The 13,400-nt window shown below is 59.6% G+C and carries 12 protein-coding genes; 2 read left to right on the forward strand and 10 right to left on the reverse strand.

The genetic code is table 11. The features are described from left to right. Positions 1-103: 103 nt before the first annotated feature. From LAN64_03830 to LAN64_03840, 3 genes are all read right to left on the reverse strand, one after another. Positions 104-469 (reverse strand): hypothetical protein, encoded by a 366-nt coding sequence (locus LAN64_03830; protein MBZ5566961.1) that lies wholly within the window; start codon positions 467-469, stop codon positions 104-106. A 19-nt stretch (positions 470-488) separates the two neighbouring features. Continuing rightward, positions 489-2,441, reverse strand: a complete 1,953-nt coding sequence (locus LAN64_03835) for an HD domain-containing protein (protein MBZ5566962.1) — start codon at positions 2,439-2,441, stop codon at positions 489-491. Positions 2,442-2,623: 182 nt separating this feature from the next. Beyond that, complete coding sequence (locus LAN64_03840; protein ID MBZ5566963.1) at positions 2,624-3,130, reverse strand: prepilin-type N-terminal cleavage/methylation domain-containing protein; 507 nt, start codon at positions 3,128-3,130, stop codon at positions 2,624-2,626. A 380-nt stretch (positions 3,131-3,510) separates the two neighbouring features. Here LAN64_03840 and ispD point away from each other — a divergent pair, with 380 nt between their 5' ends. Together ispD and ispF are read left to right on the forward strand one after the other, a co-directional pair. Then, complete coding sequence (ispD, locus tag LAN64_03845; protein ID MBZ5566964.1) at positions 3,511-4,233, forward strand: 2-C-methyl-D-erythritol 4-phosphate cytidylyltransferase; 723 nt, start codon at positions 3,511-3,513, stop codon at positions 4,231-4,233. Between the two features lie 71 nt (positions 4,234-4,304). Then, positions 4,305-4,883, forward strand: a complete 579-nt coding sequence (gene ispF, locus LAN64_03850; GenBank protein MBZ5566965.1) for a 2-C-methyl-D-erythritol 2,4-cyclodiphosphate synthase — start codon at positions 4,305-4,307, stop codon at positions 4,881-4,883. A 57-nt stretch (positions 4,884-4,940) separates the two neighbouring features. Here the strand turns inward: ispF and LAN64_03855 are convergent, their stop codons facing one another. The 7 genes from LAN64_03855 to tnpA form a co-directional block, all read right to left on the reverse strand. After that, positions 4,941-8,324: a diguanylate cyclase gene (locus LAN64_03855; protein ID MBZ5566966.1), complete on the reverse strand. Its 3,384-nt coding sequence runs from the start codon at positions 8,322-8,324 to the stop codon at positions 4,941-4,943. Between the two features lie 286 nt (positions 8,325-8,610). Continuing rightward, complete coding sequence (locus LAN64_03860; protein MBZ5566967.1) at positions 8,611-10,338, reverse strand: glutamine--tRNA ligase/YqeY domain fusion protein; 1,728 nt, start codon at positions 10,336-10,338, stop codon at positions 8,611-8,613. Positions 10,339-10,353: 15 nt separating this feature from the next. Further along, positions 10,354-11,244, reverse strand: a complete 891-nt coding sequence (locus tag LAN64_03865; protein MBZ5566968.1) for a hypothetical protein — start codon at positions 11,242-11,244, stop codon at positions 10,354-10,356. Continuing rightward, on the reverse strand, positions 11,241-12,176 hold the full coding sequence (locus LAN64_03870) for a site-specific DNA-methyltransferase (protein ID MBZ5566969.1): 936 nt from the start codon (positions 12,174-12,176) through the stop codon (positions 11,241-11,243). The genes LAN64_03865 and LAN64_03870 overlap by 4 nt, the downstream gene beginning before the upstream one ends. A gap of 182 nt (positions 12,177-12,358) precedes the next feature. Next, positions 12,359-12,430, reverse strand: a complete 72-nt coding sequence (locus LAN64_03875; GenBank protein MBZ5566970.1) for a hypothetical protein — start codon at positions 12,428-12,430, stop codon at positions 12,359-12,361. 272 nt (positions 12,431-12,702) lie between these two features. Then, positions 12,703-12,918 (reverse strand): hypothetical protein, encoded by a 216-nt coding sequence (locus LAN64_03880; protein MBZ5566971.1) that lies wholly within the window; start codon positions 12,916-12,918, stop codon positions 12,703-12,705. Then, positions 12,893-13,339, reverse strand: coding sequence for an IS200/IS605 family transposase (gene tnpA / locus LAN64_03885; protein ID MBZ5566972.1), 447 nt, complete (start codon positions 13,337-13,339; stop codon positions 12,893-12,895). The genes LAN64_03880 and tnpA overlap by 26 nt, the downstream gene beginning before the upstream one ends. Between the last annotated feature and the right edge of the window lie 61 nt (positions 13,340-13,400).

Below are 13,400 nucleotides of genomic sequence, written 5' to 3' on the forward strand. Positions count from 1 at the left end.
GTACGCGGCGCCTCAGATCAGCAGGCCGTCATTTCTACTCGCCAACGCAGCACGAAGTGGGACACCGAGTGTGCTGGCCGGACCGAGAAATGCGGTTGGGAACTCAGCCTCGATTCCTCCACACCACCTCTCTCTGATTCTTGATCCGCAGGGCTCCACCATCGGAGGGGTCAAAAAAGAAAACGAATTCGTGGGCTCCATCAGCATCCACGGAATGGACAGTGTAGACGGTCTGCTTGCCGTCCTGTCGGACATCAATGCTCAAGATCGGTTGAATCGTGGGTGAAGCGTCTTGGCCGACTCCGAAGAGGACGTAGTCCTTCTCGAATTTCAGATAGCGGCCTTGGTAGGCGGGAACGTCGGTCGTCCACACGCCGAGCAATTCCTGGGGCGGGGATTTGATCCCCCGATTGCAGGCCAGGCAACTCACCAGTAGAACTACAATGAGGGCAACTCTTCTCCGTGACATCGCGCGCTCCCGCGTGCATTCATGACCGCTGCTCAATCATTTCGGATGGCTCCGGCATACCGGATAACTCAGGGTCTTCCGCGCACAAGCGATGGAAAACCTCGATCACGCGGGGATCGAACTGCGTCCCGGAACCGCCTTCGATGATTTCAATCACCTTGGCCCGCGGCAACCCGCGGCGATAGGGACGGTTGGAAATCAACGCATCATAACAATCAGCCACGGCGAAAATGCGGGCGTGGAGGCTGATCTGCTCTCCCGCCAAGCCCTCCGGGTACCCGCTGCCATCGAACCATTCGTGATGCTGGGCCACGATCGGCAGAGCTTCCCGAAGGCCGGGAACAGGTTCGAGAATTCGCACGCCGATGCGGACGTGATCGCGCATGGTCTGCATTTCTTTTTGGTCGAGCTTTCCGGGCTTATCGAGGATTTCCGGTGGCGTGCCTATTTTGCCGATGTCGTGCAGCAACCCTCCGCGGTGCATGATCTGCAGTTCCTTCGGCGAAACCCCCATCGCCCTTGCAATCTTCCCCGCGAGGTGGGTCACGCGCTCGGAGTGCCCGGCAGTCCAAGCCGATTTCGCATCAATGGCACGCGCCAGCGCGCTCAAGGCTCCCCAGTGAAGTTGTTCCAAAGCCTCCATCAGTTGGATGTTGGACAACGCGACCGCAAGCTGGTCGGCAACCTGCCGGGTCTGCTCGAGGTCTTCCTTGGCTCCTGCGAGGACGTGCGTATGCGCGCAGATCAGTGCCCCGAAAGCCCTCCCATCCACGTGGACGGGCAGGATCAGAAACGCCGTCATGCCCTCGCCTGCCAGGGGCGCCAGGAACTCGGGGACGAGCTCACCGGGGGCAACGAGCCAAGACGTGTGATTGCGCTGAAGCTGCGCCAAATCCTGGCCGGAGAAACTCGTCTCCACGCGCCGGCAGGGGAGGCTCCGGCTCGGAATCGTAAGGCTCAAGCTGGGAAGATTCTCGAGGTGCGGATCGCTCAACAACGCCACGGCGAAGCAGCCATGGGGCAGCAGATCGGGCATATGCTGCAAAACGGCGGCGATGATTCCTTCCCGATTCAGGGAAGCCAGGATCGCCTGATCGATATCGTGGACCGTGCGGAGCGCATGAAACTGCCGGCCCAGGCGAGAGGACATGGCGTTGAAGGAACGCGCCAGGTTTTCGAACTCGTCACCGCTGCGCACGTCCACTCTGGCTTCAAAATGCTGCGCGCCGATTTGCTCGGTTCCTTCGGCCAGCTTTTCGAGGGGCACAAGGATACGGCGGATTTGGATCGAGCTGAGCAGGATAACCGCCAAAACTGCCAGTAGAACCACAAATGGGAATGTGGCTTGGAAATGCCGCATGGGGGCGAGGTTCTCGTCGCGCCTCTGGCTGAAGACAATGGTCCAATCCGGTGCCAGGAAATGAGCCTTGAGAAACAGCTTCCAGTAGGCTGAATCATAGCGAATTCCACCGCTGTTCCAACTGAACAGGCGATTCGTATCGCCCGGCTTCCGCTCCAAGCTGCCGACAGCCTTCTGCAGCGCGGCGTTTTCCTCACAGGAAAGCGCTTTGCCCGAAGTGTACACGCACAAGTTCACCCCAAAGGCCAACTTCTCCGGATCCCAGAGATAGCCCGGGTTGATCTCGGCCATCAGCGTTCCTGCTTGTGGCTGGGCGGGATCAATGAGGCGAATCATGCTGACGCAGCTAGCGGCGCGTCCGATGCAGGAGTCCACAACCAGCAGAGACTTGCCCGCCAGCAGGTGCTTCCGCTGCTCGGGGCTGAAGGCAGGTAAACGCAACGCTTTGCCGAGGGCTACGTTCTGCATTTCCCCCAGCGCGCCGAAGCTGGCAGCATTCGTGAAGCGAGCCTTGAAAGTTTCTCCCAGCCCGGGTGAACGTCCCTGGGCGAGGTGCAAAGCCACGATCTTCATCTCGCCTTCCAGGCTTCCCAACCGTTCGTACTCTCCCATTCCCTCCGCTTTACTCGCCCGCTGCAGTTGGCTACGGCTCTGTTCAGCGAGCTGCTGTGAAACCGATTGGAGAGAAATGAAGGTCAAGGCAAGAATCGGTAGCAGGGCACAACAGACAAAGAGAATAAAAATTCGTCGCGCCACTTTGCTGCGCAGAAACGTGAAGTCCACCCTCATCGCGCCTAGAAGTCCTTGCCGAGCCCAACGTATCCACCATCATTGGCCCAGATGATGTCGTCCTGGCTCTGTTTTGCCGTGAGCGGACTTACGCTCGCACCGTCTTTTCCCTTGCTGTAAAGGTCGAAGAAGCTGTTGATGGGAACCAGAAAACGGTCCTTGCGCATCTTTCCCTTGGCTTTGACGTCCTGAAGATTGAGGTATTGGTAGGGAGTACCCCAGGGATCGCGATGGGCCCCGTATCCGACCTCGTCCAGCGTATTGGGATAAGTGCCGCTGGTGAGTTGGAACGCCTGCACCTGACTTCCGATCGTACGGATGTCTCCGACGGCGCGTGCGACTTTAGCTCGATCCACGGCGGCCATCATGTTTGGAATGGCAATCGCGCACAGGGTGAGGATGACTGCCACAGTCACGAGTAGCTCCACCAGCGTGAATCCGCGGGATTTCCCGTGGCCCTGACGCGACGCACTCGCAAAGGAACGCAATGCGCTGTCCCCAGCACGGTGCATACCTCCCCCGCAGACTAGACGATCAGAAGCAGACCCGTCGCGGCGCGCCACAACCGGCGGCAGCAGTTGGCGGTTCCGCGTTGCGTCCATGAAGTGCCACACGCCAGGATGATGGCAGAGCCGATTTCCATCCTTGTGTGATATTGAGCACATTGTTACTTCTGTAATTCCCAACCTGGGCGACTGCTGCACGGCTGGCCGCTTACGGGAAAGACTTGCATCGAGTTTGCCGAAGAAAAGTTGGCGGTGTTGCGCCGATTTGCCGTAAGTACGCAAAGACGAGGCGCAACGTGTTAGCGCTTCCGCTGGTATCGGCGGGAACCGATCTTGGCAACATGGATGGATGAGTCCGCCGCGGCTGTATATACTTGTTGCCCCTTATGAACGTGATTGTCATTATTCCGGCGGCGGGACTGGGGACACGCATGGCGGCGGCCAGCGGCGCGCGCGTGGTTCCGGCAGCGTCCAAGCAGTTCACCGAACTCGACGGCGTGCCGATCCTGGTGCACACGCTGCGCAAGTTTGTCGCCGTGCTCCAGGTGAGCGAAATCTACCTTGCGCTGCGTCCCTCCGAAGCCGCCGGATACCAACCGCGGCTGGCGCAGGAGAAGCTGGGCAAGCCGGTGCGCGTGGTGGAAGGCGGCGAGCATCGGCAGCAGTCGGTGGCGCACGCGCTGGCGGCGCTGAAGGCCGCGCCCGACGACGTGATCTTGGTGCACGACGCGGTGCGCCCGTTGGTGGATCCGGAAATCATCCACAACGTGATCGAGGCAGCCGTGCGCCACGGCGCCGCCATCGCCGGCGTGCCGGCGGTGGACACCATCAAGCAAGTCGAACGGACCGCCGAGGGAGCGGTGATCCGTGCCACCATCCCGCGGGCGCAGATTGTCATGGCGCAGACGCCGCAGGCCTTCCGCTACGACGTGCTGAAAAAGGCGTTCGCCGAAGCCGAGGCCGACGGCTTCACCGGCACCGATGAGGCTTCCCTGGTGGAACGCTCCGGACATGAGGTGTTCGTGGTGATGGGCTCGCCGCGCAATATCAAGATCACCACGCCGGGAGACTTGGAGCTGGCAGAGTTCTATGTAAAACACAGCTCTTAGCCGTTAGCTCTTAGCTTTTAGCTAACGACTGGTCCGGCTAAGAGCTAACGGCTAAAAGCTAAAAGCTACTTATGAGAATTGGATACGGGTGGGATTCGCACGAGTTCAAGAGCGGCATACCGCTGAAAATCGGCGGCGTGACGATCGCGCATCCGCAGGGGCTCACCGGTCATTCCGACGGCGACGTCCTGCTGCACGCGTTGACCGACGCGTTGCTGGGGGCGATTGCTGCCGGTGATATCGGCACCTACTTCCCACCGTCGGACGCGCGCTGGCAGGGTGCGGACTCCGCCGTCTTCGTGCAGACGGCGATGGAACACGTGAGGCGCGCCGGGTACGCGGTAGCGAACGTGGATTCCACGCTGGTCCTGCAGGAGCCGAAGATCGGACCGCACGCGGCGCTGATCCAGCGGCGAGTGGCGGAGTTGTTGGGCATTGAGGCGGGCTCGGTCGGGGTGAAGGCCAAGACGCCGGAAGGCATGGGAACCGATAACGCGGCCATTGCCCACGTGATCGTGTTGTTGACCAAGGAAGCGGGGAAACGCCGGCGAACAGCCAGGGCGATGGAAGAGGTGCCGCAGCCGGTAGTGGATGCGGTGGCGGAGAGTTTGCTGGAGAGTTTGGAGCCGCAGAAGCGGGGGAAGGAGTAGCCGACCAGGCCGTGCCTTCCGCGGCAATTCCGGCAGGAGCGGCTTGGATCGACGCTTCTACTGGCTGCTGGGGATGGGCTTTTTCTTGCCCCTGACCTGCTCCAGAAACAGCCGCACCAGCATGCCGTCGAACTGCGTGCCGCTGCAGCGTTCCAGCTCCGCGATGGCTTCGCTCTGCGACATGCGGTGTGCGAACGGGCGATCGCTCATCATGGTGAGGTAGCCATCCACGACAAACAACATGCGCGAGCCGAGCGGAATTTGCTCGCCGCGCAATCCGTCGGGATAGCCGGCGCCGTCGAAGCGCTCGTGATGGTGCTTGATGATGTCCTGCAGGCGCTCGCTGTCCGGGATGCAGGACACGATCTCCGCCCCGACCAGCGGGTGCATTTTCACCAGGTAAAACTCGTCTTCGGTGAGCGGGGCGGACTTGCAGAGAATTTTTTCCGGCAGAATGAGCTTGCCGAGATCGTGAACGCGGGCGGCGTAGACCACATCCTGCAGTTCACTCTCGTTCATGCCGAGCTCGCGCCCCAATACCTCGACCTCGCGCGCCACCGCTTCCCCCAGCCCGCTGGCGTGCACCTCGCGCCCTTCGGAGGCGCGGCTGAGGGCGTACAGCGCCTCCATCAGGGACTCGCGGCTGTTGGAGGCGGCGCACATGTTCTTGAGCGTGGCCGTCAGTTCCTGGACCGATTCAGGACCGGTGTGCTCGCGCTGGAGGAAGCCCTCGATGTAGGCGGTGAGCAGTTGCCGCTGCGCCACCGCGCCGCCCGCGTTGATGAATTCCTCGGCAATTGAGACGCAATTCCCGCCCGCGCGTTTGGAAACGTACATGCCCGCGTCGGCGATGCGCAGCACTTCTTCGGCGGTCGCGCCGTGCGCGGGAAAGGTTCCCACGCCGAAGCTGCCGGTGATCTGGCGCTCGTTGAGCATGGGATCGGTGACCAGCCAGAGCCGTAGACGTTCCGACAGAATCTGCGCCTGCTCGACGCCGGTTTCCGGCATGAGGATGACAAACTCGTCTCCGCCGTAGCGCGCCACCACGTTCGATTGACGGCATTTTTGCTCCAGCAGCCGCCCGACCCGCGCCAGCACCAAATCGCCTTCCAGGTGGCCGTTGGTGTCGTTGACCGCCTTGAACTTGTCGAGGTCGATGAGCACGACGGAGAAGGAGCGTCCGGACCGCGACGCGCGCTTCCATTCTGTCTGCAGGTTCTCCAGAAAGAAGCGGCGAGTCTTGATTCCGGTCAGGCCATCGGTGATCGACTGCTGCTGCAGCTTCTGAAAGACAAACGCGTTGTGCAGCGCGGTGGCCAGCAGGTCGGCCAGGGTGCGCAGGATGAGGACTTCCTGCCCGGCGAAGGCCTTTTCGCGGCGGCTCTCCACGTTGAGCACGCCCAGCAGGCTCTCGCCATAGGTCAGCGGCAGGCAGAGCACGGAGCGCGCATCGGGCAGGATGGAGGCCAGCTTGGAATCGCCGTCCTGCACCAGCACCATCTCGTTGCTGCGGGCGCAGCGGGCCAACAGGCCGGAACCTAACGGGACGCGCTTGCCGACGCCGGAAACGGTGGCGCCAGCCTCGGCCTTGATTTCAATCTCCTTGGTCACATAATCGAGCATGCCGATGCCGATGTGATCGAAATCGAAGTTTTGCTGAATTTCAGCGACGATCTCGGCCAGCATCTGCGCTGCGTCCTGGCTGGAAATGGCCATCTTGGAGACGTTATTGAGGAAGGCAAGATAGCGCGAGCGGCGCTGCTGTTCCTTGAACAGACGCGCATTTTCGATGGCCACCGCGACCTGCCCAGCGGCGGTTTGCAGCAGCTCCAGGTCGCGCGACTCGTACACGAGCTCGCGGTCGAAGTTCATCGCCGCCAGCACGCCCACGGCGCGGTTGTTGATGTGGATGGGCACGGCGCAGTAGCTTTTGGCCGGGACTTCGGGCACGAAAGTCAGCCCTAGGCGCGCCCGCACATTCTCCATGTCGGAGCGGACCAGCAGCGGCTGGCCGCTGCGGATCACGTATTCGGTCAGCGCGTTGGCGGTCTTGCGCCGGCGCTTCGGCCGGATCTCCCCGCGCACACATTCGAACTCGAAACTCAGTTCGTCATCTTCCAGGAACGCGACGTAAAAGGTCTCGGTATCGAACAGCAGCCCCAGCTCCTTGCGAATGGAGCGCAGCACTTCATCGGGATCGAGGCGGGAGCTGATCACCTTGCCCATCTCGGTCAGCAGTTCGTATTCCCGGGTGCGCCGCTTGGCTTCGTGCATGACGACATAGTTCTCCAGCGTCATGCCGATCTGCATGGCCACCCCGAGCAGCATCCGCACCTGCGATGTGCCTGGCACCTTGCGCTCATGATGCGGCAGAATGACAACGCCGAAGTTGTGGTCGCGGGTCTGCAGGCTGACCGAGGTGACGCTGTCCACGCGGTAGCGCTCCAGCAGGGCCTTACAGCGCTCGAAACGCCGCGGCGCCCCTGCCGGCAGCGGTTCGCTCATCTGCGCCACGTTGTGGAAAGTAGCCAGCCCGCCACGGCGGAAGGCAATGTCGCTCAGGTACTCGCCGCTGCCCTCACGCTCCAGTTCCTGAACGAACTCCGGCTCGAAACCGCGCGACACCGACGGCAGCACAACGCGCCAGCGCTCGGCGATGTAGATGGCGGCGCGCTCCGCCCGGCACAGGCGCGTCAGCCGGTCCAGCAACTTGACCAGCGCGGGGGCGGCTTCGGCGGGGCTGAGCAGGCTGCTGACATCCACATCCAGGGTGGAGAAAACCAGCGAGTTTTCCTGCACCTGCCGGCGCTCGTGCTCGAACAGCACGAGGATCATGGCCACGCCCACCAGCATCTGCGGCATGGTTTCGACGAAGTGTCCGACGCGCCCGAAGGCCATGTCGAAAAACGTGTGGAACTGGCGTGCCAGCAGCAGCGGCGTCCACACCACCAGCGCAGCCGCCACCAGGCGGAAGCCCACCGAATCGCGCTGCCGGCCGATGCGATAGAAACGCGCGGCCGAAATCAGCAGCACGATAGCGATGGCGACTTCCAATTCCAGGTGCGGCCGCGCCCTGGCGGTAAACCGACCGCCATTGATATGAGCCAGGAAGTTGTAGATCGTAAGCGCCACCGCACCCAAGGCCAGCGCCGCATCGGACCAGTGCGGCCGGTAGTTTTCCCGCACCAGCCGCGTGGACACGAAGATCGCCGCCGCCACCACGCAGAACAACAGCTTGGAGGCGAAATAGGCGACCTGGGTTTCCGCCCCGAAGAAGGTCCAGGCCAGGAAGGCGTACTGCAGGCAGTAGGCGCCCCAGGCGATCTGCCAGGCGCGGAAGTAGGGTTCCTGCACCTGCCGGTAGAGATAGCTGAAAACCAGGAAAAACAGCAGGGCGAAGATGCCGGGGATGATGACGATCCCGATAAAGACATTCTCCATTCGCAGCTCTGCTGTTCCGCTGGTTCCGGGTTAACGGTTAAGGGCCTGCATTAACGAAGACGCGCGCAACTTATCACCCAGGACTGGCTTGGGATATTCCTGGGACACGACACGACCGGGCGCACCTTGAACTTTGGGGGGAGCGACGGTGTTGAACCGGTCAATGTTGGCGTGAATATATGTGAGTTGCTGTGCAGCGTCAATCAGTCATGTCATTACCAAAGCATATCTGATCACTGCCTTAGGGACCAAAACGGGCTGGCGGCACTCGCCCGGCCGATCATCACTACAAAGCGGCTTGGCGCTCGATCTTAGCCCAGGTGTTCTTCAGGGCGACGGTGCGGTTGAAGACCGGTTTTCCCGAAACCGAATCGGGATCAACGCAAAAATATCCCAGGCGCTCGAACTGGCAGCGGCTGCCGGGAACGGCATCGGCCAGCGACGGCTCCAGTTTCGCGTGGCTCACGATCTCCAGCGACTTGGGATTCAGGTTGGAGGTGAAATCCTTGCCCGCTTCGACCTGGCTGGGATCCTCTTTGCTAAACAGCGTGTCGTAAAGCCGCACTTCGGCGTCCACTGCATGATCCGCCGAAACCCAGTGAATGGTGGACTTCACTTTGCGATTGGCCGAGGCGCTGCCGCTGCGCGTTTCCGGATCGTAGGTAACGTGCACTTCCACCACCTCGCCGGTTTTCTCGTCCTTCACAACATTGGTGCACTTGACGATGTAGGCATAGCGCAGGCGGACTTCGCGTCCCGGCGACAAGCGGAAATACTTGGGCGGCGGCACCTCGCGGAAGTCGTCCTGCTCAATGTACAGCTCGCGCGAGAACGGTACCTTGCGCTTGCCCGCGCTGGGATCCTCGGGATTGTTGATGGCTTCCAGTTCTTCGGTCTGACCTTCGGGGTAATTGTCAATTACCACCTTGAGCGGACGCAGCACGGCCATAACCCGCGGCGCGCGCTTGTTCAGGTCTTCGCGGACGAAGTGCTCCAGCATGGCCAGGTCAACAATGCCGTTGGTGCGCGACACGCCTACTGCCGTAACAAAATTGCGGATCGCCTCCGGGGTGTAGCCGCGGCGACGGATGCCACAGATGGTGGGCATGCGGGGATCGTCCCAGCCGCGCACGTGGCCTTCGTTGACCAACTGCAGTAGCTTGCGCTTGCTGAGCAAGGTGTAGGTCAGGTTGAGGCGGTCGAACTCGATCTGCTGCGAGGGAAAGATGCCGAGCTGTTCGATGTACCAGCGATAGAGCGGCTGGTGGTCGGCAAACTCCAGCGTGCACATGGAGTGCGTGACTTTTTCCAGGGAATCGGACTGGCCGTGGGCGTAGTCGTACATCGGGTAGATACACCACTTGTCGCCCGTCCGGTGATGCGAGGCGTGCAGGATGCGGTACATGACCGGATCGCGCATGTTCATGTTGGGCGAGGTCATGTCGATCTTGGCGCGCAGCACGCGCGAGCCGTCGGGAAACTCGCCTTTCTCCATGCGCGTGAACAGGTCGAGATTTTCTTCCACCGGGCGATTGCGATACGGGCTCTCGCGGCCGGACTCGGTGAGGGTGCCGCGGTATTCGCGGGTTTCGTCCGCCGTCAGGTCGTCAACGTACGCCTTGCCGTCCTTGATCAGCTTGATCGCCCACTCGTAGAGCTGGTCGAAATAATCGGAGGCGTAGTAGAGGCCGTCCCACTCGAAGCCCAGCCAGCGGACGTCCGCCATGATCGAGTCCACGTACTCCTGCTCTTCTTTTTCCGGATTGGTGTCGTCGAAGCGCAGGTTGGTGCGGCCTCCGAACTCGTCCGCCAGGCCGAAGTCGAGGCAGATGGCCTTGGCGTGCCCGATGTGCAGGTAGCCGTTGGGCTCGGGAGGAAAGCGCGTCTGGACGACCGCGTCGCCGTACTTCTTCGTCTTGAGGTCCTCGATGATGATGTCGCGGATGAAATTGGAGGGCGCAGCGGCGGGCGCGGTCACGGCAGCAGCCTCGGCCTCCGGTCCTGACGGGCTCATAATCTCCCTACTCGTCTATGAAGGTGGCGTTGTTGGTGTGACATCTGTCACCGGATGAGCAAAGTTGAAGAGTGTAGCGTCGGAAATCTTTGCCTCTAGCAGCGAAACAATCTCCTCGAGTTCGACTTTTGCTTCAGCTCTCTGCCCGAGCGATTTCGCAACTCCTGCAGCGCTTGTACTGTATCGGTGGGCCAGCTCAAGCCTCCATAGCCCACGCTCAGTGGCCGAAAAGCTGTAGGCATGAAAGTGCATGGAATCGCCGAGTCGAGCATCTGTTACCTCATCGAATACAAACGTATTTCTCATGTATTCCATGAAAGGGTCTTGCAGCACCAGCACCAATTTCTTGTTGATGTCCTCGAAGGTGACGACCTTATTGTGTAGTTGGATCAGAATGGTTTTAGCATTCATCATCCAGTTCATGCCGAATGTCTTCTTGGATTCGGCATCTTTCCTAGCAGCAGGAAGCCCATTTTCCAGCAGGAATCGCTGGCGCTCAGGCCACACTGTTCCGGTTGTATCTAGAGTTTGTAATTCAACTCCTACGAAATCTCGTACCTTGCCCTTGTTGGCCGAAACGACAAAATAATCGACGCTGCCCCCCGGAATTCCCACCTCTGAGACGATATGTAGTTCGTTGCCCGGCTCATGAAGTGTCAGCAGGTGAAGGCAATCGGTGAAAAGTTGCTGTCGTTCAAGTAATCGGTGTGGGCAGATGATAATGGGGAGTGATTTGCGACTGTACGATACAGAGCAGCTGCCAATCAGAATATTCGGCTGACTCTTTCTTCCTTTCAAGCAAAGGCGTTCCAGAAATGGGCACCATCTGTTGTCGACGACTTCTTGCCACTTAACGGGCTCTTTGGAAGAAGTGGAGACGCCAAACAATTCCAGCAGCTTGCTCATAGCAAGGGGGCACACCTTTCTGTGGCCGTCCTGATGTACTCATCCGAGATCTCGATGCCGACAGACTTCCTGTTGAGCTGCTGTGCGACCACCATGGTTGTCCCCGTCCCACAAAATGGGTCTAAAACAACACCTCCTTCAGGACACGTGGCTGCAATTGGGATCCTGCACAAATCTTGCGGATAAGGCGCGAAATGTATACCCCGCTTTTGCGTATCCTCTGGGAGGATGTCCCAAACGTCGCTAGGTTTAGCTCCATTTGGGTCGTACCTAAGGAAATAGTACCCGCGTTGTTGGAGTTCGCGAGCTCGTCCTGAAACAGTGTCAGAATCCGAGTGTGTGGCGCGCTGTTGTCCCCGAATGATCATTCTGAAGTCCGAAAGTTTCCCTTCCCTTACCTCATTCAGGATGTCCTCCAGCGCGGCATATGCGGCTCTTCGCTCCGCCTCAGTCAATACAGTCGAAAGCTCGATCTGTCGTCTGTAGCGCACGCCGCTCACTCCAGTAGCAGAAATCACTGCACCGTTCACCACTTTGGCTGTCCCCGGCACTTTCCGAATAGCATCGACGTCATAGAAATAGCCATAGGCATTCTTCACAAAATGGAAAACATGCTCATGTACATTGCGTAGTTTGTCTTTGCTATTATCGGGGCCGCCTTTCACCTTGTTCCAGATTACTTCGTTACGAAGAAGCCATCCCTGCTGTTCCGTCATCGTGAACGCAACCCGCCAGGGGAGTCCCAATAACCTTTTTTCTTGGTAAGCGTCCCCAATATTCAGCCATAAAGAACCAGTCGGTTTTAATACTCGGCGAACTTCCGAGAAAACTGCCAGTAGCTTGCAAACATATTCACTATAAGTCGCCTCGAGGCCAATGCCCTCCACTGCATACTGCCTCTGCCCCCAATAGGGGGGGGAGGTCATGCACATGTCAATCGACTGGTCGGGCCATTCCTCCAGTACGGTTCGACTATCCCCGCAGAAGAACAGCGGGACAACAGAATCGTTGGCAAGATATTCCTTCAGGTCCTCTCGGGTTAGCCCTACTGCCGGTATATTCACTTGACCCGTCCCGTCGTTCGATCTCGCAGAAACCAATTACAAATTCTATTCTACCCCTCAATCGCCTGCTCAATCCTCTGAAGCGTCTTCTGTTTCCCCAGCACTTCCAGCGTCTCAAACAGCGGCGGGGCGTTCTTGCGGCCGCGGTCCCAGCGGGACGGCTGATAATAGCCCGGCGTTTCAACGCCGGGAGCAGTTCGGCAACAGACTCAAGTCCCGTAGGGACGGCTGAAAATCGCAGGTCGGAAAATTGGGCCGACATTTCAACCGTGCCTACGGCACTTACTCTATCTGCTCTCCTTACCCGCCACTGAAGTGGCGGGCTATTGTCACCGGTCCCTCCGGGACGAATTTCCTGCTGAAAGTTCCAAATTACAACTCAAGCTTCCAATTCCTATTGAACCCCCTCAATTGCGTGCACGACTCGCTCCAATACCTTCTCTTTTCCCAGCACTTCCAGGGTCTCAAACAGCGGCGGGGCGTTCTTGCGGCCGCAGTCCCAGCGGGACGGTTGACAATAGCCCGGCGTTCTAACGCCGGGAACACTCCGCCCAGAAGAACCAGTCCCGTAGGGACGGCTGAGATTATCCCCAGATGTATCGCGGATCATAGTCAATGCGGTGCTCTCTCAACAAGGCGAGGAACTCCTCTTCGAAGCTGCGCTTTTGATGATGCTCGGGCTGCTTGCGAACGTATTCGAGGGTTCTGTCCAAAGTGGAGACGCTCACCGTGAACGCGCCGTATCCGTCCTGCCAATGGAACTCGGGCCCAGGATGCTCGTTGATCCATTTCGATGAGCCGCCTTTCAACAACTGAACGGCCTTGGCAATAGCGATTGTAGCGGGCAGCGAGAGCAACACGTGGACGTGATCGTCCGTGCCGCCGACCGCAAGTGCCTTCATCTGATTTTCGCGGGCAATGCCGCCGAGATAGGCCCAGAGCTTTGGTCGCAGATCGTCGCCAATGCATTTCCGGCGGTCCCTGGTTGAAAAGACATAATGCACAAGGCTGGAGACGTACGTGTGCGCCATCTGCGACTCCGGAGTGATTTCAGCCGTGCCTACGGCACTAGCTCTATTGGTTCACCTAACC

It is taken from the genome of Terriglobia bacterium (assembly GCA_020073185.1).
Classification (GTDB): Bacteria; Acidobacteriota; Terriglobia; order Terriglobales; family Acidobacteriaceae; genus JAIQGF01.